17 protein-coding genes are annotated in these 21237 nt (G+C 60.7%); 5 read left to right on the forward strand and 12 right to left on the reverse strand.

Annotation, left to right across the window (positions count from 1 at the left end; genetic code table 11):
- Positions 1-19: 19 nt before the first annotated feature.
- Both nuoM and nuoN read left to right on the forward strand, forming a co-directional pair.
- Positions 20-1552, forward strand: a complete 1533-nt coding sequence (gene nuoM / locus ACX3YF_RS28055) for an NADH-quinone oxidoreductase subunit M (RefSeq protein ID WP_196586663.1) — start codon at positions 20-22, stop codon at positions 1550-1552.
- A 7-nt stretch (positions 1553-1559) separates the two neighbouring features.
- Positions 1560-3023: an NADH-quinone oxidoreductase subunit NuoN gene (nuoN, locus tag ACX3YF_RS28060; RefSeq protein ID WP_448646310.1), complete on the forward strand. Its 1464-nt coding sequence runs from the start codon at positions 1560-1562 to the stop codon at positions 3021-3023.
- Positions 3024-3285: 262 nt separating this feature from the next.
- On the opposite strand, the gene ACX3YF_RS28065 is transcribed toward nuoN, so the two are convergent.
- The 6 genes from ACX3YF_RS28065 to ACX3YF_RS28090 are packed head-to-tail and all read right to left on the reverse strand — an operon-like array spanning position 3286 to position 9258.
- Complete coding sequence (locus ACX3YF_RS28065; protein WP_130207597.1) at positions 3286-5028, reverse strand: ABC transporter substrate-binding protein; 1743 nt, start codon at positions 5026-5028, stop codon at positions 3286-3288.
- Between the two features lie 47 nt (positions 5029-5075).
- Entirely contained in the window at positions 5076-5348 is a 273-nt protein-coding gene (locus ACX3YF_RS28070; protein WP_130207599.1) for a DUF2160 domain-containing protein, read from the reverse strand.
- 10 nt (positions 5349-5358) lie between these two features.
- Positions 5359-6159, reverse strand: coding sequence for a carbohydrate ABC transporter permease (locus ACX3YF_RS28075; RefSeq protein WP_047527637.1), 801 nt, complete (start codon positions 6157-6159; stop codon positions 5359-5361).
- An 8-nt stretch (positions 6160-6167) separates the two neighbouring features.
- Entirely contained in the window at positions 6168-7034 is an 867-nt protein-coding gene (locus ACX3YF_RS28080) for a carbohydrate ABC transporter permease (protein ID WP_196586120.1), read from the reverse strand.
- Entirely contained in the window at positions 7031-8164 is a 1134-nt protein-coding gene (locus ACX3YF_RS28085; protein ID WP_448646309.1) for an ABC transporter ATP-binding protein, read from the reverse strand. Before ACX3YF_RS28085 ends, ACX3YF_RS28080 begins: the two co-directional genes overlap by 4 nt.
- On the reverse strand, positions 8164-9258 hold the full coding sequence (locus tag ACX3YF_RS28090; RefSeq protein WP_047527632.1) for an ABC transporter ATP-binding protein: 1095 nt from the start codon (positions 9256-9258) through the stop codon (positions 8164-8166). Before ACX3YF_RS28090 ends, ACX3YF_RS28085 begins: the two co-directional genes overlap by 1 nt.
- A gap of 379 nt (positions 9259-9637) precedes the next feature.
- Here ACX3YF_RS28090 and ACX3YF_RS28095 point away from each other — a divergent pair, with 379 nt between their 5' ends.
- Positions 9638-11497 (forward strand): sigma-54-dependent Fis family transcriptional regulator, encoded by a 1860-nt coding sequence (locus ACX3YF_RS28095; protein ID WP_448646308.1) that lies wholly within the window; start codon positions 9638-9640, stop codon positions 11495-11497.
- 201 nt (positions 11498-11698) lie between these two features.
- Here ACX3YF_RS28095 and cysS read toward each other — a convergent pair whose 3' ends face one another.
- Both cysS and ACX3YF_RS28105 read right to left on the reverse strand, forming a co-directional pair.
- Positions 11699-13081: a cysteine--tRNA ligase gene (gene cysS, locus ACX3YF_RS28100; protein ID WP_130207609.1), complete on the reverse strand. Its 1383-nt coding sequence runs from the start codon at positions 13079-13081 to the stop codon at positions 11699-11701.
- A gap of 20 nt (positions 13082-13101) precedes the next feature.
- The gene (locus ACX3YF_RS28105; protein ID WP_448646307.1) at positions 13102-14799 is read right to left on the reverse strand and encodes a glutamine--tRNA ligase/YqeY domain fusion protein; all 1698 of its coding nucleotides are present in this window, start codon (positions 14797-14799) and stop codon (positions 13102-13104) included.
- Between the two features lie 251 nt (positions 14800-15050).
- Here ACX3YF_RS28105 and ACX3YF_RS28110 point away from each other — a divergent pair, with 251 nt between their 5' ends.
- Both ACX3YF_RS28110 and lpxH read left to right on the forward strand, forming a co-directional pair.
- On the forward strand, positions 15051-15554 hold the full coding sequence (locus ACX3YF_RS28110) for a peptidylprolyl isomerase (protein ID WP_458974671.1): 504 nt from the start codon (positions 15051-15053) through the stop codon (positions 15552-15554).
- Entirely contained in the window at positions 15551-16303 is a 753-nt protein-coding gene (gene lpxH, locus ACX3YF_RS28115; protein ID WP_103405050.1) for a UDP-2,3-diacylglucosamine diphosphatase, read from the forward strand. Before ACX3YF_RS28110 ends, lpxH begins: the two co-directional genes overlap by 4 nt.
- 57 nt (positions 16304-16360) lie before the next feature.
- On the opposite strand, the gene ACX3YF_RS28120 is transcribed toward lpxH, so the two are convergent.
- From ACX3YF_RS28120 to ACX3YF_RS28135, 4 genes are all read right to left on the reverse strand, one after another.
- Positions 16361-17893 (reverse strand): DHA2 family efflux MFS transporter permease subunit, encoded by a 1533-nt coding sequence (locus ACX3YF_RS28120; protein WP_130207615.1) that lies wholly within the window; start codon positions 17891-17893, stop codon positions 16361-16363.
- A gap of 171 nt (positions 17894-18064) precedes the next feature.
- The gene (locus tag ACX3YF_RS28125) at positions 18065-19267 is read right to left on the reverse strand and encodes an HlyD family secretion protein (protein ID WP_458974672.1); all 1203 of its coding nucleotides are present in this window, start codon (positions 19265-19267) and stop codon (positions 18065-18067) included.
- A 15-nt stretch (positions 19268-19282) separates the two neighbouring features.
- Positions 19283-20752 carry an efflux transporter outer membrane subunit gene (locus ACX3YF_RS28130; RefSeq protein WP_458974673.1) on the reverse strand — a complete coding sequence of 490 codons (1470 nt, stop codon included), beginning with the start codon at positions 20750-20752 and terminating at the stop codon, positions 19283-19285.
- Positions 20749-21222, reverse strand: coding sequence for a MarR family winged helix-turn-helix transcriptional regulator (locus ACX3YF_RS28135; protein ID WP_130207621.1), 474 nt, complete (start codon positions 21220-21222; stop codon positions 20749-20751). Before ACX3YF_RS28135 ends, ACX3YF_RS28130 begins: the two co-directional genes overlap by 4 nt.
- Positions 21223-21237: the final 15 nt, after the last annotated feature.

Here is a 21237-nt window from a genome sequence, read left to right on the forward strand (position 1 = left end):
GAAAGGAATTGAGCCCGTCATGATTCTGCCTTGGCTAATCCTGATCCCCTTCATCGGCGGCCTGCTGTGCTGGATGGGTGAGCGCTTCGGCGCCACCCTCCCCCGCTGGATTGCGCTGTTGACCATGACCCTGGAACTCGCTCTCGGCCTCTGGCTGTGGGCCCACGGTGATTATTCATTTGCCCCGGCGCCTGGCGCCGATCCGACCTGGTCGCTTGAATTCAAGCATGTCTGGATCCAGCGCTTCGGCATCAACGTGCACCTGGCCCTCGACGGCCTGTCGCTGTTGATGATCCTGCTGACCGGCCTGCTGGGTGTCCTCTCGGTACTCTGCTCGTGGAAAGAGATCCAGCGCCACGTCGGCTTCTTCCACCTGAACCTGATGTGGATCCTGGGCGGTGTCGTCGGCGTGTTCCTGGCCCTCGATCTGTTCATGTTCTTCTTCTTCTGGGAAATGATGCTGGTGCCGATGTACTTCCTCATCGCGCTCTGGGGTCACAGTTCTTCGGACGGCAAGAAAACCCGGATCTACGCGGCGACCAAGTTCTTCATCTTCACTCAGGCTTCCGGCCTGATCATGCTGGTGGCGATCCTGGGTCTGGTACTGGTCAACTTCAGCAACACCGGCGTGATGACCTTCAACTACGCCGACCTGTTGAAAACCAAGATGTCGATGACCACCGAGTACGTCCTGATGCTCGGCTTCTTCATCGCCTTCGCGGTCAAGCTGCCAGTCGTACCGTTCCACTCCTGGCTGCCTGACGCTCACGCCCAGGCGCCGACCGCAGGTTCCGTGGACCTGGCCGGTATCTTGCTGAAAACCGCTGCCTACGGCCTGCTGCGTTTCGCCCTGCCGCTGTTCCCGAATGCGTCGGCCGAGTTCGCGCCGATCGCCATGACCCTGGGTCTGATCGGGATCTTCTACGGTGCGTTCCTGGCGTTCGCGCAAACCGACATCAAGCGTCTGGTCGCCTTCTCGTCCGTTTCCCACATGGGCTTCGTACTGATCGGCATCTACTCCGGCAGCCAACTGGCGCTGCAGGGCGCGGTGATTCAGATGCTGGCGCACGGTCTGTCGGCCGCGGCACTCTTTATCCTCAGCGGTCAGTTGTACGAACGCACCCACACCCGCGACATGCGTGAAATGGGTGGCCTGTGGTCGAAGATCGCCTACCTGCCGGCCATCAGCCTGTTCTTTGCAGCCGCGTCCCTGGGCTTGCCGGGTACCGGTAACTTCGTCGGCGAGTTCCTGATCCTGATCGGCACCTTCGCCAGCGCTCCATGGGTCACCGTGATCGCGACGTCCGGCCTGGTGTTCGGTTCGGTCTACTCGCTGATCATGATCCACCGTGCCTACTTCGGCCCGTCCAAATCGGACGCGGTCCTGCAAGGCATGGATGCTCGCGAACTGATCATGGTGGTCGGTCTGGCAGCGCTGCTGGTCTACATCGGCGTCTACCCGCAACCGTTCCTCGACACCTCTGCCGCGACGATGCATGGCGTGCAGCAGTGGCTCGGCACCGCCTTCACTCAACTCGCTTCGGCACGGTAAGAGCGCTATGGAATTCACGACTCAACACTTTATCGCGCTTGCGCCGTTGTTGATCACCAGCGCCACGATCATCGTGGCGATGCTGGCGATCGCCTGGCGCCGCAACCACTCGCAGACCTTCCTGATTTCCGTGGCGGGTCTGAACCTGGCACTGCTGTCGATCCTGCCAGCCCTGAAAGTCACGCCCCTGGCCGTGACGCCATTGCTGCAAATCGACACCTTTGCCTGCCTGTACATGGCGCTGATCCTGGTCGCCACCCTCGCCTGCGTCACCCTCGCCCACGCCTACCTCGGCGAGGGCGGTTCGGGTTACCCGGGCAACCGTGAAGAACTGTACCTGCTGATCCTGATGGCCGCCGCCGGTGGCCTGGTTCTGGTCAGCGCGCAGCACCTGGCCGGGTTGTTCATCGGTCTGGAGCTGCTGTCGGTGCCGGTCTACGGTCTGGTGGCCTACGCCTTCTTCAACAAGCGTTCGCTGGAAGCCGGCATCAAGTACATGGTGCTGTCGGCAGCCGGTTCCGCGTTCCTGTTGTTCGGTATGGCCCTGCTCTACGCTGACTCCGGCTCCCTGAGCTTCGTCGGTATCGGTCAGGCGCTGGCGGCTACCGGTCTGCCTAGCTCGCTGGCGCAACTGGGCCTGGGCATGATGCTGATCGGCCTGGCGTTCAAGCTGTCGCTGGTACCGTTCCACTTGTGGACCCCGGACGTTTACGAAGGTGCTCCAGCGCCGGTCGCAGCGTTCCTGGCAACCGCTTCCAAGGTCGCCGTGTTTGCCGTGATGGTGCGTCTGTTCCAGATCTCGCCAGCGGCAAGCAGCGGTGTGCTGAGCAACGTACTGACCATCATCGCCATCGCGTCGATCCTGTTCGGTAACCTGCTGGCCCTGACCCAGAGCAACCTCAAGCGTCTGCTGGGTTACTCGTCCATCGCCCACTTCGGTTACCTGCTGATCGCCCTGGTGGCGAGCAAAGGCATGGCCGTGGAAGCTATCGGCGTGTACCTGGTCACCTACGTGATCACCAGCCTCGGCGCCTTCGGCGTGATCACCCTGATGTCCTCGCCGTACAAAGGCCGTGACGCGGACGCCCTGTACGAATACCGCGGCCTGTTCTGGCGCCGTCCGTACCTGACTGCCGTACTGACCGTGATGATGTTGTCCCTGGCTGGTATCCCGCTGACCGCGGGCTTCATCGGCAAGTTCTACATCATCGCCACCGGTGTCGAATCCCAGCAATGGTGGCTGGTCGGCTCGCTGGTACTGGGCAGCGCCATCGGCGTGTTCTACTACCTGCGTGTGATGGTCACCCTGTACCTGATCGAACCGAACCTGCGTCGCCACGATGCGCAACTGCACTGGGAACAGAAAGCAGGCGGCGTGATGCTGCTGGCCATCGCGGTACTGGCATTCTTCCTCGGCCTGTACCCACAACCGCTGCTGAGCCTGGTTCAACAATCGGGCCTGGCGGGTTGATCGCTTAGCGTTATCGGTAGCAAACAGAAACGGCACCTTCGGGTGCCGTTTTTGCATTCTGGCCGTTGCTGGACCGGCAGCGCTGTCCTCACCATTCCGTGCTGACCGACACGACGCCATCGCTGGCAAGCCAGCTACAAAGGATCGTGGGGCTTCGGCCGGCGCTGCATCTGCAGGAGCCGGCTTGCCGGCGAACGCGGTGGCACAGCCAGCAAAAAAAACGGCACCTTCCGGTGCCGTTCGCCTTTCACTCTCCAGTCATTTACTTACGCGCATCTGCCCACGACTTCAGCAGTTCGTTGTAGCTCACGGTCTCCCCTTTAGGCTTCTCGTTGGCCAGTTTCGGTTTCGGTGCGCCCGGCTGGTCGAACCAGTATTGCGCGTCGCGTTCCGGGTTCATCTTCGGCGCGCAGGTGGTTTGCGCTTTCGAACGTTCCAGGCGGGACATGATGGCGTCCTGGTCCTTGGCCAGACCGTCCAGTGCCTGCTGCGGAGTTTTCTCGCCGCTGGCCGCTTCGGCGATGTGGCTCCACCACAACTGCGCGAGGCGAGGATAATCAGGCACGTTGGTCCCGGTCGGGGTCCATTGCACGCGGGCCGGGCTGCGGTAGAACTCCACCAGGCCACCGAGCTTCGGCGCCAGGTCGGTCATGGCTTGCGAGTTGATGTCCGACTCGCGGATTGGCGTCAGGCCGACGATGGTTTTCTTCAGTGACACGGTTTTCGACGTCACGAACTGCGCATAGAGCCAGGCGGCGAGTTTCTGCTTCTCAGGCGTGGACTTCATGAACGTCCAGGAACCCACGTCCTGATACCCCAGCTTCATGCCCTCCTCCCAGTACGGGCCGCGCGGCGACGGTGCCATGCGCCATTTCGGCGTGCCGTCGGCATTCACCACCGGCAGACCCGGCTTGGTCATGTCGGCCGTGAACGCGGTGTACCAGAAGATCTGCTGGGCGATGTTGCCCTGGGAAGGCACGGGGCCGGATTCGGAGAAGGTCATGCCCGCCGCTTCCGGTGGAGCGTAGGCCTTCATCCAGTCGACGTACTTCTGGGTGGCGAAGACCGCCGCCGGGCCGTTGGTGTCGCCACCGCGGGTCACGCTGGAGCCCACCGGGTGGCAATCCTCGACGCGAATGCCCCACTCGTCCACCGGCAAACCGTTGGGCAAGCCCTTGTCGCCACCACCGGCCATGGAGAACCAGGCATCGGTGAAACGCCAGCCCAGGGATGGGTCTTTCTTGCCGTAATCCATGTGCCCGTAGACACGCTTGCCGTCGATTTCCTTGACGTCTTCGCTGAAGAATTTGGCGATGTCTTCATAGGCCGACCAGTTCACCGGTACGCCCAGCTCGTAGCCGTATTTCTCCTTGAACTTGGCCTTGAGGTCCGGGCGCTCGAACCAGTCGGCGCGGAACCAGTACAGGTTGGCAAACTGCTGATCGGGCAGTTGATAGAGCTTGCCGTCCGGGGCCGTTGTGAAAGAAGTACCAATGAAGTCCTTGAGGTCCAGAGTCGGCGAAGTGAAGTTCTTGCCTTCATTGGCCATCAGGTCGGTGATGGCTTCAGTCTTGCCGTATCGGAAGTGCGTACCGATCAGGTCCGAGTCGTTGACCCAGCCGTCATAGATGCTCTTGTCCGACTGCATCACGGTCTGCAGTTTTTCCACCACATCGCCTTCTTGCAGCAGGTCGTGGGTCACCTTGATCCCGGTGATCTCGGTGAAGGCCTTGGCCAGCACCTTGGATTCATATTCGTGGGTGGTCAGGGTTTCGGAAACGACCTTGATGTCCATCCCGCGAAACGGCTCGGCGGCCTTGATGAACCACTTCAACTCCTCGAGCTGCTGATCAGCCGTCAGGGTGGACGGTTTGAACTCGCTGCCGATCCATTTCTTCGCAGCGTCTTCATAGGCATCGGCCCAGGCCGTTGCGCTCAAACCGCTGAGTGCCAGCATGGCTGCCAATGAAATGCTATGTCGCAGCTTATTGTTTTTGTCGAACATAGAGACCTCCTTTTAGGGTTTCGGAGCAACATTGCCGAGCGATTCGACTAGCCCCAACGCATCACAGCCAACAGCCACACCAGGGACGACGCGAAGGCGACCCAGATGCTCCAGTCGGTTACGCCGATGACCAGCAGATGCAGGTAGGCGCTACCGAGAAGACCGATAAACAGCCGGTCGCCACGGGTGGTGGCAATCGGCAGAAAACCACGCCGAAGAATGCTCGGCGAACGCAACTCCCAAGTCGTCATGCCCACCAGAATCAGGCCAATGACGACGAAGAACGCCGCGGTGGGAACCGTCCAACTCATCCATTCCATCATCAGTTCCTCATACCCGGCCCAGGGCAAAGCCCTTGGCCACGTGGTTGCGAACAAACCAGATCACCAGCATGCCCGGCAAAATGGTCAACACCCCCGCCGCCGCCAGCACGCCCCAGTCGATGCCTGACGCCGAGACCGTGCGGGTCATCACCGCCGCGATCGGTTTGGCGTTCACCGACGTCAGGGTGCGCGCCAGCAGCAGTTCGACCCAGGAAAACATGAAGCAGAAAAACGCCGTGACACCGATGCCGGAGCCGATCAGCGGGATGAAAATCTTCACGAAGAACTTGGGAAAACTGTAGCCATCGATGTAGGCGGTTTCGTCGATTTCCTTGGGCACGCCGGACATGAACCCCTCGAGAATCCACACCGCCAGCGGTACGTTAAACAGGCAGTGCGCCAGGGCGACGGCTATGTGGGTGTCGAACAGCCCGATCGACGAATACAGCTGGAAGAATGGCAACAGGAACACCGCCGGCGGTGCCATGCGGTTGGTCAGCAGCCAGAAGAACAGGTGCTTGTCACCGAGGAAACGGTAACGCGAGAACGCATAGGCCGCCGGCAGCGCCACACTCAGGGAGATCACCGTGTTCAGGCTCACGTAGTACAGCGAGTTGAGGTAACCGGTATACCAGCTCGGATCGGTGAAGATCACCTTGTAGTTATGCAGGGTGAAATCCGCGGGAAACAGCGTCAGGCCGCCGAGGATTTCGGTGTTGCTCTTGAAGGACATGTTCAGCAACCAGTAGATCGGCACCAGCAGGAACAGGATGTAGAGCAGCAGCGGAATCAGCTTTCTCTTGCTCATGGCGGGCCTCAGCGGTTGGCGTCAGAGTGAGTCATGGCGGTATAAAACAGCCACGACACCAACAGGATGATCAGGAAATACACCAGCGAAAACGCCGCGGCAGGGCCCAGGTCGAATTGCCCTACGGCCATCTGGGTCAATGTCTGACTGAGGAAGGTCGTGGCATTACCCGGCCCGCCGCCCGTGAGCACGAACGGTTCGGTGTAGATCATGAAACTGTCCATGAAGCGCAGCATCACCGCGATCAGCAGCACGCTCTTGAGCTTGGGCAACTGAATGTGCCGGAACACCGCCCAGGCCGAAGCCCGATCGATCCGCGCCGCCTGGTAATACACGTCCGGAATCGCCCGCAGACCGGAGAAACACAACAGCGCCACCAGTGACGTCCAGTGCCAGACGTCCATCACCAGCACGGTGACCCAGGCGTCCATGGTGTTCGCCGCGTAGTTGTAGCTGATGCCCATGGCATTGAGGCTAGAACCCAGCAGACCGATGTCCGCGCGGCCGAAGATCTGCCAGATGGTGCCCACCACGTTCCACGGAATCAGCAACGGGATCGCCAGCACAATCAGCACCACCGACGACCAGCGCCCCTTGGTCGGCATGGTCAGGGCGATGGCAATGCCCAGGGGAATTTCAATCAGCAACACACAGGCCGAGTAGATGAACTGGCGCAGCAGCGAGTCATGCAGGCGTGGATCGAGCAGCACTTGCCGGTACCAGTCGGCGCCGACGAAGTAGCGGCTGGACTGGTCGAAAATGTCCTGCACCGAGTAGTTGACCACGGTCATCATCGGGATCACCGCACTGAACGCCACCAGCAGGAACACCGGCAGCACCAGCCACCAGGCCTTGTTGTTCTGCACCTTGTTCATGGCTGCGCCTCTTCATTGGCCATTGCTTCGTTGACGGCATGGGGCTCCAGCAGGAATTCGTCGGCGTAGACCATCAGCCACTGGCCCGGAAAACTGATGTAGGCCGTGCCCTCAGGCACCGGTTTGTCTTCGGCCAGGCGTACTTTCAGCGACACGCCATCGAGGTTCAGGGTCATGATCTTGTAGGTGCCGAGGTCTTCGACGTGTACGACGTGAGCCCGCATCGCGTCATCGAATGGCTCTTCCCACACATGGACGAACTCGGGTCGGATACCGACTTTCAGGGTTTTCCATTCGGTCTCGGCGATGCGTTGCTGCATGGCGGCGGACAATGGCAAATGGGTCGAAGCGAAACCGACGCCGCCCGGTTGCGGCTGCACCTCGATCAGGTTCATCCCCGGGCTGCCGATGAAGTAACCGACAAAGGTGTGGCTCGGCCGCTCGAACAATTCCCGTGGCGTGCCGAACTGCACGATCTGCCCGCCGTACATCACCGCGATCTTGTCGGCAAAGGTCGAGGCTTCCAGTTGATCGTGGGTGACATAGACCATGGTGATGTTGAACTGCTCATGGATCTGCTTGAGCTTGCGCCGCAGCTTCCACTTCAGGTGCGGGTCGATCACGGTCAGCGGTTCATCGAAGAGAATCGCCGACACGTCATCGCGCACCAGTCCACGGCCCATGGACACTTTCTGCTTTTCGTCGGCGGTGAGGTTGCGCGCCTTTTTGCTCAGCAGGTTCTGCAGGTCGAGGACTTCAGCGATTTCCTGCACCTTGGTGTGAATCTTCGCCTCGGCCATGCCCTGATTGCGCAGCGGGAACGCCAGGTTGTCGAACACCGTCATGGTGTCGTAGACCACCGGAAACTGGAAAACCTGGGCGATGTTGCGCTTCTCCGGGGTCAGGTCATTGACTGCTTTGCCATCGAACAACACATGGCCCTGGGACGGGCTGAGCAACCCGGAAATAATATTGAGCAAGGTCGACTTGCCGCACCCCGACGGGCCGAGCAAGGCATAGGCTCCGCCCTGCTCCCAGATGTGGTCCATCTCGCGGATCGCGTAATCCTCGGGTCCGCCCGGGGTTTTGGTGTAGCTGTGGGCGAGGTTCTGCAAACGGATTTCGGCCATCAGGCAACCCTCGCGACACGCCGGCCCGGCGCCTGGACCAGCCGCCCCTGCGTATCGAACACAAACAGTTTATGGGTCGGGATGTAGATGCGGATCGGCGCATCGACGTCGTATTCGTGGACACCGGGCAAGTGCAGCACCAGCAGGAAATGCTCGTTGCGCACGTGCAGGAAGGTTTCCGAGCCGCTGATTTCCGCGACTTCGACGGTTACTGCCAATTCCAGGTCGTCGTCGTTGCTCGGCACCAGCGAGATATGGCTGGGCCGCACGCCGAAGCGAAATTCGCCCTCGCCCACCGGCCGCAAATCGACGTTCAGCGGGAAATGCACGAAATTGGCGAAACTCACTTCGTTACCGGCGATGCGCCCCGGCATCAGGTTGATCGGCGGTTCGGAAAACAGCTCGGCCGCCAGCACGGTCTGCGGCTGGTGATAGACCGCAGAAGACTTGCCGCTCTGGATCACCCGACCCTCGTGAAGAATGGTCGTGGTGCCGCCGAGGGCCAGCGCCTCGTTGGGTTCGGTGGTGGCGTAGATCGCGATGGTGTGGCGGGCCTTGAACAGCTCGCGCATTTCCTGGCGCAGTTCCTCGCGCAGTTTGTAATCGAGGTTGACCAGTGGCTCATCGAACAGGATCAGTTCGGCGTCCTTGACCAGCGCCCGGGCCATGGCCGTCCGCTGTTGCTGGCCCCCGGAGAGCTCCAGCGGATAACGCTGCAGAAACTTCTCGATGCGCAGCATCCTGGCGGTTTCCAGCACCTTGCTCTGGATCTGCTCATTGGACACGCGGGCCTGACGCAACGGCGAAGCGATGTTCTCGAACACCGTCATGGTCGGGTAGTTGATGAACTGCTGATACACCATCGACACATTGCGCAGGCGCACCGGGCGTTGGGTGACATCCACGCCATTCATCAGAATGCGCCCGGTATCAGGCTTGTCCAGCCCGGCCATCAAGCGCATGAGACTGGTTTTGCCGGACAGCGTGCGCCCCAGCAATACGTTGAAGGAACCGGGTTCGAAACTCAGGCACGCATCGTCGATCCAGGTCTGGCCCTCGACGGTACGGCTGACATGCTCCAGGGTTAATGACATGGCTCGGCCTTTTTTATTTTTGGAGTCAAGCGACCGGAGCTACATAGCGACAACCATGCCAAAAATCACAAGCCGTTGATTTGGATAAAAATCCTTGAGCGTGACTACCGAGTCACGTTCGTTGATGAACACAAATGAACAATCGAAAGTGAACAATTGAACAGTTCACCGATTGACAATGAACATTAGTGAACAACACTCTACAGACCGTTTCACGCACCCTGAAACGGACGCAAAACCTGTGGGAGCGAGCCTGCTCGCGATGGCGTTGGATCAGGCAACATTCATGTCGCCTGACAAGCCCTTTTCGCGAGCAGGCTCGCTCCCACAAGGAAAACCGATAACAACAATAAAAGCGTTAATCAGAGGCTGACTTGTAATGGCCCCACCTGCCCTGCCGCTGTCTCACGACGCCATCATCCAGGACTCCTGGTCCCGCTGCCGCGCGTTCGGTCTCAATCATCAAAGCGCTCCGGCGTTCGATCAGTTGCCCGCCGAAGGCATCGCGCAGTTGCTCGAGAGCCAGCACTCGCTGGTGCAGACCACCCACCAGGAAGTCCTGCCGTATTACGAGAACATCCTCAGCAACTCCAATTGCCTGATCATGCTCGCCGACAATCAGGGCCAGGTGCTGACGTCATGGGGCACCCAGCGCTTCATCGAACCGAGCCTGACCCGCGGTTTCAGCGCCGGCGCCAGTTGGCTGGAGCACTGCAGCGGGACCAACGCCATCGGCACCGCTTTGGCCTGCGAACAAGCGGTGCACATCGAACACGATGAACACTTTCTCAAGGCCAACCGCTTCATGACCGGTTCCGCCGCGCCGATTTTCGACGCTGAGCGCAAGGTCATTGCCGTGCTGGATGTCTCCAGCGACAGCTACCTGCCGCCGTCCCACACCCTGGGCATGGTCAAGATGATGAGCCAGACCGTGGAAAACCGGCTGATCCTCAACCTGTTCCACGGCCAGCATTTCCAGTTGACCTTCAACACGGGCCTGAACAACCTCGACAGCCAGTGGGCCGGGTTGCTGATTTTCGATGAAAATGGCCAGGTGCTGTCCGCCAACCGCCGGGCTGACAACCTGTTGGGTATCCGCCTGTCGCGAGTCAGTGTGGAGAGCCTGTTCAACGTCTCGCTGCTGGAACTGCTGAATCAGCCCGAAGGCCTGCCCTTCGCCCTGCAGACTCGCGGACGCAACCGCTTCCAGTGCCTGTTGAAACGGCCGAAGCAGGCAACGATTCAGCCGCGGCTGTTTTCTGAAAGCAAACGTGCTGACCCCAAGAGCGCCGTGGCGGACGCTAAACCCGCCACCATCAGCCTGAAGACCCTGCACTTTGGCGACAGTCGCGTGGAAAAGGCCGTGCGCCAGGCCGAGCGCTTGCTGGAGAAAGACATTCCGCTGTTGATTCACGGGGAAACCGGGGTCGGCAAGGAAGTCTTCGTCAAGGCCCTGCATCAAGCCAGCTCCCGCCATAAACAAGCGTTCATTGCCGTCAACTGTGCTGCGATCCCCGCCGAACTGGTAGAGTCCGAGCTGTTTGGCTACGAGAAAGGCGCGTTCACCGGAGCGAACCAGAAAGGCAGCATCGGCCTGATCCGCAAGGCCGACAAAGGCACCTTGTTCCTCGACGAAATCGGCGACATGCCGCTGCCGACCCAGGCCCGCTTGCTACGGGTGTTGCAGGAGCGCTGCGTGCAACCGGTGGGCAGCAGTGACTTGTTTCCGGTGGACATCCGCATCATCTCCGCGACCAACCGCTCCTTGCGCGAGCAGGTGCAATTGGGGCGTTTTCGCGAAGATTTGTACTACCGCATCGGCGGCCTGACCCTGGAGTTGCCGCCGCTGCGCGAGCGTAGTGACAAGCAGGCACTGTTCAAGCGTTTGTGGGAGCAGCATCGGGAGCCCACCCAATGGGCGGGTCTTAGCGATGAAGTTCTGGAGCTGTTCAGCCGTCATCCGTGGCCCGGCAACCTGCGCCAGGTCAGCAGCGTGATGCAGGTGGCGCTGGCCATGGCTGAGGAACAACCGGTGCGGCCGGAGCATTTGCCGGATGATTTCTTTGTCGACCTGGAGATGGAGCCGGTGGAGGCGCCGGAGCCGTTGGCGGTGGATCTTGATGATGCCGATGAGTTGAGTCGGCAGTTGCAGGCGGTTGGGGGGAACATCTCGCATTTGGCGCGCAGGCTTGGCGTAAGTCGCAACACCCTCTACAAACGACTTCGCCAGACGGAATGATGGATTGCCCGGATGGGCCCCATCGCTGGCAAGCCAGCTCCCACAGGTGCAGCGGGCTGCATAGACTTTGTGTACGACACGGACACTGTGGGAGCTGGCTTGCCAGCGATGACGCCCGTCCTGTCAGCGCAGAATCAGCGAGCAGCCCCCTAAAAACAAAAACCCGCACAAGGCGGGTTTTGTTTTTTACCGATCAAGCAATCAGTCAGCCAGGCGCCAGGTCGTCCCACCCTTGCCGTCTTCCAGCACCACGCCCATGGCGGTGAGCTGGTCGCGGATGCGGTCGGATTCGGCCCAGTCTTTCCCGGCACGAGCCGCCAGACGCGCAGCAATCAGCGCTTCCACTTCAGCGGCATCCACGCGCCCTTCGGCACCGGCCTGCAGGAAGTCGTCGGCTTCAAGCTGCAACACGCCCAACACACTGGCCAGCTCTTTCAGGCGCGCCGCCAGACCGGCCGCCGCATCGAGATCGCTCTCGCGCAGGCGGTTGATCTCGCGCACCATCTCGAACAGTACGGCGCAGGCTTCAGGCGTGCCGAAGTCGTCGTTCATCACCGTGGTGAAGCGCTCGACGAACGCTTCTCCGCCAGCCGGAGCCACGCTCGGCAGGCCCTTCAGCGCGTGGTAGAAACGCTCGAGCGCGCCCTTGGCGTCCTTGAGGTTGTCTTCCGAATAGTTGATCGCGCTGCGGTAGTGACTGGACACCAGCAGGTAACGCACGACCTCCGGGTGATACTTTTCCAGCACGTCGCGAATGGTGAAGAAGTTGTTCAAGGACTTGGACATCTTCTCGCCATTGATACGAATCATGCCGCAATGCATCCACGCGTTGGCGTAGGTCTTGCCGGTGGCCGCTTCGCTCTGGGCGATTTCGTTTTCATGGTGCGGGAACTCGAGGTCGCTGCCGCCGCCATGAATGTCGAAAGTCTCGCCGAGGCAGCAGGTCGACATCACCGAGCATTCGATGTGCCAGCCCGGACGCCCGGCGCCCCACGGCGATTCCCAGCTTGGTTCGCCCGGCTTGGCGGCCTTCCACAGCACGAAGTCCAGCGGGTCCTGCTTGGACTCGCCGACTTCGATCCGCGCGCCGATGCGCAGGTCTTCGATTTTCTTGCGCGACAGCTTGCCGTAACCCATGAACTTGGCGACGCGGTAATACACGTCGCCATTGCCCGGAGCGTAGGCGTAACCCTTGTCGATCAGGGTCTGGATCATGGCGTGCATGCCAGGGATGTGATCCGTGGCGCGCGGCTCCATGTCCGGCTTCTTGATGTTCAGGCGCGCTTCATCTTCGTGCATCGCCGCGATCATGCGCTCGGTCAAGGCTTCGAACGACTCGCCGTTCTCGTTGGCCCGATTGATGATCTTGTCGTCGATGTCGGTGATGTTGCGCACGTACGTCAGATCGTAACCGCTGAAACGCAGCCAGCGGGTGATCAGGTCGAACGCGACCATGCTGCGGCCGTGGCCCAGGTGGCAGTAGTCGTACACGGTCATGCCGCACACGTACATGCGCACCTTGTTGCCATCCAGCGGCTTGAAGACTTCTTTGCTCTTGGTGAGCGTGTTGTAGATCGTAAGCACGTTAATTCCTTGACGCTAAATCACTGGCCCCACGAATCACGCAGGGTCACGGTACGGTTGAATACCGGCTGACCTGGTTTCGAATCCTTGATATCGGCGACGAAGTAGCCTTCGCGCTCGAACTGGAAACGGTCTTCCGGCTGTGCATTGCCCAGCGAGGGTTCAGCACGACAACCGGTGAGTACCTGCAGCGAATCAGGGTTGATGTTGTCCAGGAAACTCGCGCTGTCTTCGGCCTTCTCCGGGTTCGGAGAGCGGAACAGACGATCGTACAGACGGACTTCGCACTCGACGCTGGCAGCGGCCGGCACCCAGTGGACCACGCCCTTGACCTTGCGGCCTTCGGGGTTCTTGCCCAGGGTGTCCGGGTCGTACGAGCAACGCAGCTCGACGATGTTGCCGTCGGCGTCCTTGATCGCTTCGTCGGCACGGATCACGTAGCTGCCGCGCAGGCGCACTTCGCCGTTTGGCTCCAGGCGCTTGTAGCCTTTTGGCGGCTCTTCCATGAAGTCTTCACGGTCGATGTAGATCTCACGGGCGAACGGCAGGACGCGCACGCCCATGTCTTCTTTCGGATGGCATGGCAGTTCGAGGTTCTCGACCTGGCCTTCCGGGTAGTTGGTGATCACGACTTTCAGCGGACGCAGTACGCACATGGCGCGCGGGGCGCTGTGGTCGAGGTCGTCGCGGATGCTGAATTCGAGCATGCCGAAGTCGACCACGCCGTCGGAACGGTTGGTGCCGATCATCTCGCAGAAGTTGCGGATCGATTTCGGCGTGTAGCCACGGCGACGGAAACCCGACAGCGTGGACATGCGCGGGTCGTCCCAGCCATTGACGTGCTGTTCATCGACCAACTGCTTGAGCTTGCGCTTGCTGGTGATGGTGTAGTTCAGGTTCAGGCGGCTGAACTCGTACTGGCGCGGGTTGGCCGGCACGGGCAGGTTCTCGAGGAACCACTCGTACAGCGGACGGTGGCTTTCGAATTCCAGGGTGCAGATCGAGTGGGTGATGCCTTCGATGGCGTCCGACTGACCGTGGGTGAAGTCGTAGTTCGGGTAGATGCACCACTTGTCACCGGTCTGGTGGTGGTGGGCGTGACGGATGCGATACATGATCGGGTCGCGCAGGTTCATGTTCGGCGAGGCCATGTCGATCTTGGCTCGCAGCACCCGTGCACCGTCCGGGAATTCGCCGGCGCGCATGCGGGCGAACCAGTCCAGGTTCTCTTCGACGCTGCGGTCGCGGAACGGGCTGTTGCGGCCTGGCTCGGTCAGGCTGCCACGGTATTCCTTGGCTTGTTCCGGGGTCAGGTCGTCGACATAGGCCTTGCCGGCCTTGATCAGCTCGACGGCCCAGTCGTGCAACTGGTCGAAATACTGCGAGGCATAGCGCACTTCACCGGACCATTCGAAGCCCAGCCATTTGACGTCGCTTTCGATTGCGTCGATGTATTCCTGGTCTTCCTTGGCCGGGTTGGTGTCGTCGAAACGCAGGTGCGTGACGCCGCCGAACTCCTGGGCCAGGCCGAAGTTCACGCAGATCGACTTGGCGTGACCGATGTGCAGGTAGCCGTTGGGCTCAGGCGGGAAACGCGTGACGATCTGCGTGTGCTTGCCCGAGTCCAGGTCTGCCTGGATGATCGGCCGCAGGAAATTGACCGGCACGGCAGGGCCGGTCTTGGCATTCGAGGTAGGGTCGACAGTGGGCTTGCTCATAGGATCCTTGAACGTACAAGTGCGTGGCCGTAATAAAGGCCGGACAAAACAAAGCCGCTATCATAGCCGATGCCGTCAAGCAGCTGACAGAGCAGGCCTGCAAACGGTCGCATTTAATGGGGCGTAAATGAAAAACAGCCTCGAAATTCGCGTCTGGCACGCTAAACTGCGCATCTTGGCCGAAAACGGCTGAACCGGTGAAGGGACCGCAATGTCCCGAAATCCACGAATTCCCTGAATGAGTAGTAATCATGACCCAAGTCAAACTGACCACCAACCATGGCGACATCGTCCTGGAACTGAACGCCGAGAAAGCCCCGATCACCGTGGCCAACTTCGTCGAATACGTCAAAGCCGGTCACTACGAAAACACTGTTTTCCACCGCGTCATCGGTAACTTCATGATCCAGGGCGGCGGTTTCGAGCCTGGCATGAAAGAAAAGAAAGACAAGCGCCCAAGCATCCAGAACGAAGCCGACAACGGTCTGCCGAACGAGAAGTACAGCGTGGCCATGGCGCGCACCATGGAGCCGCATTCGGCTTCCGCCCAGTTCTTCATCAACGTGGCTGACAACAGCTTCCTGAACCACAGCGCCAAGTCCACTCAGGGCTGGGGCTACGCCGTGTTCGGCAAAGTCGTTGCAGGCACCGACGTTGTCGACAAGATCAAGGGTGTTTCCACCACCATGAAGGCCGGCCACCAGGACGTACCAGCAGACGACGTGATCATCGAGAAAGCCGAGATCATTGAGTGATATTGCTGATTTCAGACTTGCATCTGGAAGAGGAGCGCCCGGACATCACCCGGGCGTTTCTGGATTTGCTCGCCGGACGCGCCCGCTCGGCGAGTGCGCTGTACATTCTGGGCGACTTTTTCGAGGCATGGATTGGCGACGATGCCATGACGCCGTTCCAGCGCTCCATCTGCCAGGCCCTGCGCGACCTCAGCGACAGCGGCACGGCCATCTTTCTGATGCACGGCAATCGCGACTTCCTGCTCGGCCAGGCCTTTTGCAAACAGGCCGGCTGCACCTTGCTGAAGGATCCGAGTGTCGTGCAACTGGCAGGCGAGCCGGTGCTATTGATGCACGGCGACAGCCTCTGCACCCGCGACGAAGCCTATATGAAGCTGCGTCGCTACCTGCGCAACCCCGTCACGTTGTTCATCCTGCGCCATCTGCCGCTGCGCACCCGGCATAAACTGGCGCGCAAGCTGCGCAGTGAAAGCCGTGCGCAAACGCGGATGAAGGCCAACGACATCGTTGATGTCACCCCCGAAGAAATTCCGCGAATCATGCAGGAATACGGGGTGAAAACCCTGATTCACGGCCATACCCATCGCCCCGCCGTGCACAAGCTGCAACTGGGCGATCAAGCTGCGCGGCGCATTGTGCTGGGGGATTGGGATCGCCAGGGTTGGGCGTTGCAAGTGGATGATCACGGGTTTGCGTTGGCGCCGTTCGATTTCGCCCCGCCGCCGCAATTGGCTGCCCCCGCCAACTAATTTGCACAACAAAAAAACTGTAGGAGCGAGCTCGCTCCCACAGGGATTGCGTTTGTATCAATGGCCGGCAGAGGCCGCCGGCCCAGCCTTGGCGGTAAAGGGTGGCTTGGCCAGCCATACGATCAGGATCAGCCCCATGAACATCCAGCCCAGCAGCGTGAAGTAGTCCACCGTGGACATGATGTACGCCTGGCTGATCACCATTTGGTCCATCTGCGTATAAGCCTTGGCCCCTGCCCCGCCCAATTGATGCAATGCCTCGCGGGTTGCCGGGTCGAACGGGGTGATGCTTTCGGTCAGGTAGGCATGGTGCTGGTCGGCGCGGCGAATCCAGATCCAGGTCGTCAGTGAGGCGGCGAAGCTGCCGCCCAGTGTCCGCAGGAACGTCGCCAGCCCCGAACCGTCGGCAATCTGGCTGGGCGGCAGGTCCGACAGCAGGATGGTCAGGGTCGGCATGAAGAACAGCGCCACGCCGATACCCATGAACAATTGCACTAGGGCGATGTGCTGGAAATCCACCTCATTGGTGAAGCCGGCACGCATGAAACAACTCAGACCGATGGCCAGGAATGCCCCGCCCGCCAGCACCCGCATGTCGAATCGCGGTGCGTATTTGCCGACGAAAGGCGACAGCAGCACCGGCAGAATGCCCAACGGCGCCACGGCAAAACCGGCCCAGGTCGCGGTGTAGCCCAAGCGGGTCTGCAACCATTGCGGCAGGATCAGGTTGATCCCGAAGAATCCGGCATAGCCCAGCACCAACACGAGGGTGCCAAAGCGGAAGTTGCGGTGGGCGAACAGCCGCAAGTTCACCACCGGGTGCTCATCAGTCATTTCCCAGATCACGAAAAACGCCAGGGCGACCACGGAAATCACCGAGCCGATAACGATGAAACTGGACTCGAACCAATCGGCGTCGTTGCCTTTGTCGAGAACAATCTGCAATGCGCCGACACCGATGATCAACGCGATCAGACCCACGTAATCCATGGGTTGGCGGCTGGTGACCACCGGACGTTTCTTCATCTGCCGGGTGACCACCCACGCGGCGAACAAACCGATCGGCACGTTGATGAAGAAAATCCACGGCCAGCTGTAACTGTCGGTGATCCAGCCGCCGAGGATCGGCCCGGCAATCGGCGCCACCACCGTGACCATCGCCAACAACGCCAGCGCCATCCCCCGTTTCGCCGGGGGGTAGACCGCAATCAAGAGTGTTTGGGTCATCGGATACAACGGCCCCGCCACCACCCCTTGCAACACGCGAAAGCCCACCAGTTCCGGCATGGAGGTGGAAATACCGCACAGGAACGAAGCAAGCACGAACAGCAGCGTCGCCCAGACAAACAGCTTCACCTCACCGAACCGCCGGCTGAGCCAGCCAGTCAGCGGCAAGGCAATGGCGTTGCTGACGGCAAACGAAGTGATGACCCAGGTGCCCTGCTCCGAACTCACCCCGAGGTTGCCGGAAATCGTCGGCAGCGCCACGTTGGCGATGGTGGTGTCGAGCACCTGCATGAAGGTCGCCAGCGACAAGCCAATGGTGCTGAGCACCAGGCTGGGGGGTGTGAAAGACGCGTTATTGCTCATCGCGAATCCTTTGAAACCTTGTTGGCGCTGCGTCTGTTACAGACACCGCTGACCCTGTGGGAGCGAGCCTGCTCGCGATAGCGAATGAACATTCAACACAGTCATTGACTGGCAAACCGCCATCACTAGCAAGCTCACCCACAGAGGGGCGGCGTGCTGCACACAGGCGAATCAGCGCTGCGCGGTTTTGCTGACCGCGGCGCTGTTGTCGTGGATCAGTTGCGTGATCATCGCGTCGGCCTCGGCCAACTGACGGTCATAGATGTTGGTGCTGAACGACGCCTTTTGCGGTGGCTGTTGCGCCAGCACCGGGCCACTCTGGTCATGCAGGTTCACATCGACCACGGTCGACAGGCCGACCCGCAGCGGGTGTTTGGCCAGCTCATCGGCGTTGACGTGAATCCGCACCGGCACGCGCTGCACGATCTTGATCCAGTTACCGGTGGCGTTCTGCGCGGGCAACAGGGCGAACGCGCTGCCAGTACCGGCGCCAAGGCTGTCGATGGTGCCGCTGTATTTCACGGCACTGCCGTAAAGGTCGGTTTCGATTTCCACTGGCTGGCCGATGCGCATGTCACGCAACTGGGTTTCCTTGAAGTTGGCGTCGATCCACAACTGGTCCAGCGGTATGACCGCCATCAGGGCCGTGCCCGGCTGCACACGCTGACCGAGCTGCACGGTGCGCTTGGCCACATAACCGGTGACCGGTGCAATCAAGGTGCTGCGCGAGTTGTTCAGGTACGCCTGACGCAATTGCGCGGCGGCGGCCATCACGTCCGGATGCGACGACACCACGGTGTCATCCACCAGGGCGCTGGTGGTTTTCAGTCGCTGCTTCGCATCGGCCAAGGCGTTTTGCGCCGAGGTCAGGTCATCACGGGCGTGGGACAGTTCTTCCTGGGAAATCGCCCCGCCCGCCGCGAGGTTCTTGCGGCGATTGAAGTTGTCCTGGGCTTTTTGCACTTCCGCCAGTTGGGCGTTGACCTGCGCCTTCTGGCCGTCGACGTTGCTGTACAGGCCGCGCACCTGACGCACGGTGCGGGCCAGATTGGCCTGGGCACTTTGCAAACCGATTTCGGCATCGTTCGGGTCGAAGTTCACCAATACCTGACCTTCGTGCACCAGATCGCCATCATCGGCGCCGATGCTGACCACGGTGCCAGTGACCAGCGGCGTGATTTCCACCACGTTGCCGTTCACATAGGCGTCGTCGGTGCTCTCGCTCCAGCGACCGTAAAACTCGTGGTAGGCCCAGACGCCCGCCCCGCTCAGCGCCACTGCCACCGCGAGAATCAGCAGCATGAACTTGCGCTTGCCCGCGTTGGGATTGCCTGGAGTGTTTTCAGCAGTTTGAGTTGTATCGGCAGTGGCCATGGCAAATACCTTGAATTAGTGGCTCAGCGTGGCTGGCGATGTGTTGGCAGACACGAGGTTGTCGGGCGTAAACCCGCCACCCAGCGCCTGCATCAATTGGATCGACAAGTCGATCTGCTCGGCGTTCAGGTTGGCCAGCTGCCGCTGGGCCTGGAGCAACTGTTGCTCGATGCTGAGCACGTCCAGGTAGTTGCCGATGCCGGAACCGTACCGCTGGACCACGGTGTTGTAAGAGTCCTGGGCGATGTCCGTGGCGTGTTGCTGGGCGGCGATTTGCCGACCGATATCACGCAACTGGTTGATGCTGTCGCTGACATCCCCCAACGCCTTCACCAGGCTTTTGTTGTACTGCGCCACCGCGAGGTCGTAATCGGCATCGCGGGAATCGAGGTCGGCGCGCAGGCGGCCGCCATCGAAGATCGGCAGTGAAATCGTCGGCCCGACATTGAAGAAACGACTGGCCGAACCGAACATCGCATCGCCCAACAAAGATTGGGCACCGGCCGCCGCGCTCAGGTTCAAGTTGGGATAAAACCGGGTTTTGCCCGCGTCGATGTTCTTGCTGGCCGCCTCAACCCGCCAGCGCGCGGCCACCAGGTCCGGACGACGACCGAGCAACTCGGCCGGCAGCACCGACGGCAACGCCACGGCGCTGGCCTGAAGGACTTTCGGCCGGGCGATCTCGTTACCACGGTCCGGGCCCTTGCCCAGCAACACGGCCAGCGCGATTTTGGCGCTTTGCAGGCGTTTTTCGGCGTCGATCAGGTTCGCTTCAGAGGTGGCCTCCAGGCTTTCGGTCTGCTGGAACTGATACTGACTGTCGATCCCGGCGCTCAGGCGGCGCTGGCTCAAATCGAGCATCTGCCGGGTGCGCTTGAGGTCTTCGGCGGACAGGTCGTAAACGATGTGCGCCTGCCCAAGATCGCTGTAAGCGCGGGCCACGTCGGCGGACAAGGTCAACTGCGCGGCCTGTTGATCGATTTCAGCGGCACGGGCCTGGCCCAATGCGGCTTCCCAGGCGTCTCGCTGGCCACCCCAGAGATCGAAGTTGTAATTGAAACTGGCGCCGATGTTACGCAGGGTGGAGTAGTTGTCGCCCTGCCCGCTCGGGTCTTGATCACGGGCCAGACGCGAACGGGTCACGCCGGCGCTGGCATCGAGGGTCGGCATCCGCGCGGCATCGGCGGCATAAGCGGCAGCGCTGGCCTGATGGGCACGAGCGTCGGCGATCTGCATGTCAGGGCTGTCGTGCAGGGCTTCGCGAATCAGGCCGTCGAGCTGAGGGTCGCCGAGGCTTTTCCACCAGTCGCTTTTCGGCCAGGCCGCCGGCGACAGAGTCACACCACTAAGGGATTGCCCGGCCTTGAGGTTTTTCGCCTCGAGGCTGACGCCTTCGGTATTCAGGCCGCTGTAATTGGCACAGCCGGCGAGCGTCATGGCCAACAGCACCAGGCTGAAACCGGTACGCAGGGTTTTGCTGCTCATTTGTCACCTACCCGCAGCAAGGTGATCGCGTCACCGGCTGCCACCAGGATTTTCTTCAGGATCTGTTCCAGGGTCTTCAACTCTTCAGGGGTGATGCCGCCCGCCAGTTCGTTCATGGCTTCGGCGCCAATGTGCGGCAACAGAGCGGCCAGCTTCTGACCCTCTTCGGTCAACACCAGCTGGACCTGCCGGCGATCGGCTTCGGAGCGTTGGCGGGCAAGGAAACCTTTCTGTTCCAGACGATCGAGCATCCGGGTCATCGAACCGCTGTCCAACGACAGGTGCCGGCACAGCTCGGCCGGGGTATCGACGCCGAACTGGGCCATGATGATCAGCACCTTGAACTGCGCGGCGGTGATGCCGTGGGGCTCCATGTGGGTGTCGATAATCCGGTCCTTGAGCAGCGCAGCGCGTCCGAGCAGCAGGCCAAGGTGGCAATTGTGGAAATCGTCTGGGGTGAAATGTTTCATCTGGACACCAGTTAG

It is taken from the genome of Pseudomonas fluorescens group sp. PF-69 (genome assembly GCF_054481235.1).

Excerpts from the sequence above, each read along its gene's own strand:
- nuoM (WP_196586663.1), top strand. The coding sequence starts at position 20 with ATGATTCTGCCTTGGCTAATCCTGATCCCCTTCATCGGCGGCCTGCTG.
- nuoN (WP_448646310.1), top strand. The coding sequence starts at position 1,560 with ATGGAATTCACGACTCAACACTTTATCGCGCTTGCGCCGTTGTTGATC.
- ACX3YF_RS28065 (WP_130207597.1), bottom strand. The coding sequence starts at position 5,028 with ATGTTCGACAAAAACAATAAGCTGCGACATAGCATTTCATTGGCAGCC.
- ACX3YF_RS28070 (WP_130207599.1), bottom strand. The coding sequence starts at position 5,348 with ATGGAATGGATGAGTTGGACGGTTCCCACCGCGGCGTTCTTCGTCGTC.
- ACX3YF_RS28075 (WP_047527637.1), bottom strand. The coding sequence starts at position 6,159 with ATGAGCAAGAGAAAGCTGATTCCGCTGCTGCTCTACATCCTGTTCCTG.
- ACX3YF_RS28080 (WP_196586120.1), bottom strand. The coding sequence starts at position 7,034 with ATGAACAAGGTGCAGAACAACAAGGCCTGGTGGCTGGTGCTGCCGGTG.
- ACX3YF_RS28085 (WP_448646309.1), bottom strand. The coding sequence starts at position 8,164 with ATGGCCGAAATCCGTTTGCAGAACCTCGCCCACAGCTACACCAAAACC.
- ACX3YF_RS28090 (WP_047527632.1), bottom strand. The coding sequence starts at position 9,258 with ATGTCATTAACCCTGGAGCATGTCAGCCGTACCGTCGAGGGCCAGACC.
- ACX3YF_RS28095 (WP_448646308.1), top strand. The coding sequence starts at position 9,638 with ATGGCCCCACCTGCCCTGCCGCTGTCTCACGACGCCATCATCCAGGAC.
- ACX3YF_RS28105 (WP_448646307.1), bottom strand. The coding sequence starts at position 14,799 with ATGAGCAAGCCCACTGTCGACCCTACCTCGAATGCCAAGACCGGCCCT.
- ACX3YF_RS28110 (WP_458974671.1), top strand. The coding sequence starts at position 15,051 with ATGACCCAAGTCAAACTGACCACCAACCATGGCGACATCGTCCTGGAA.
- ACX3YF_RS28120 (WP_130207615.1), bottom strand. The coding sequence starts at position 17,893 with ATGAGCAATAACGCGTCTTTCACACCCCCCAGCCTGGTGCTCAGCACC.
- ACX3YF_RS28125 (WP_458974672.1), bottom strand. The coding sequence starts at position 19,267 with ATGGCCACTGCCGATACAACTCAAACTGCTGAAAACACTCCAGGCAAT.
- ACX3YF_RS28130 (WP_458974673.1), bottom strand. The coding sequence starts at position 20,752 with ATGAGCAGCAAAACCCTGCGTACCGGTTTCAGCCTGGTGCTGTTGGCC.
- ACX3YF_RS28135 (WP_130207621.1), bottom strand. The coding sequence starts at position 21,222 with ATGAAACATTTCACCCCAGACGATTTCCACAATTGCCACCTTGGCCTG.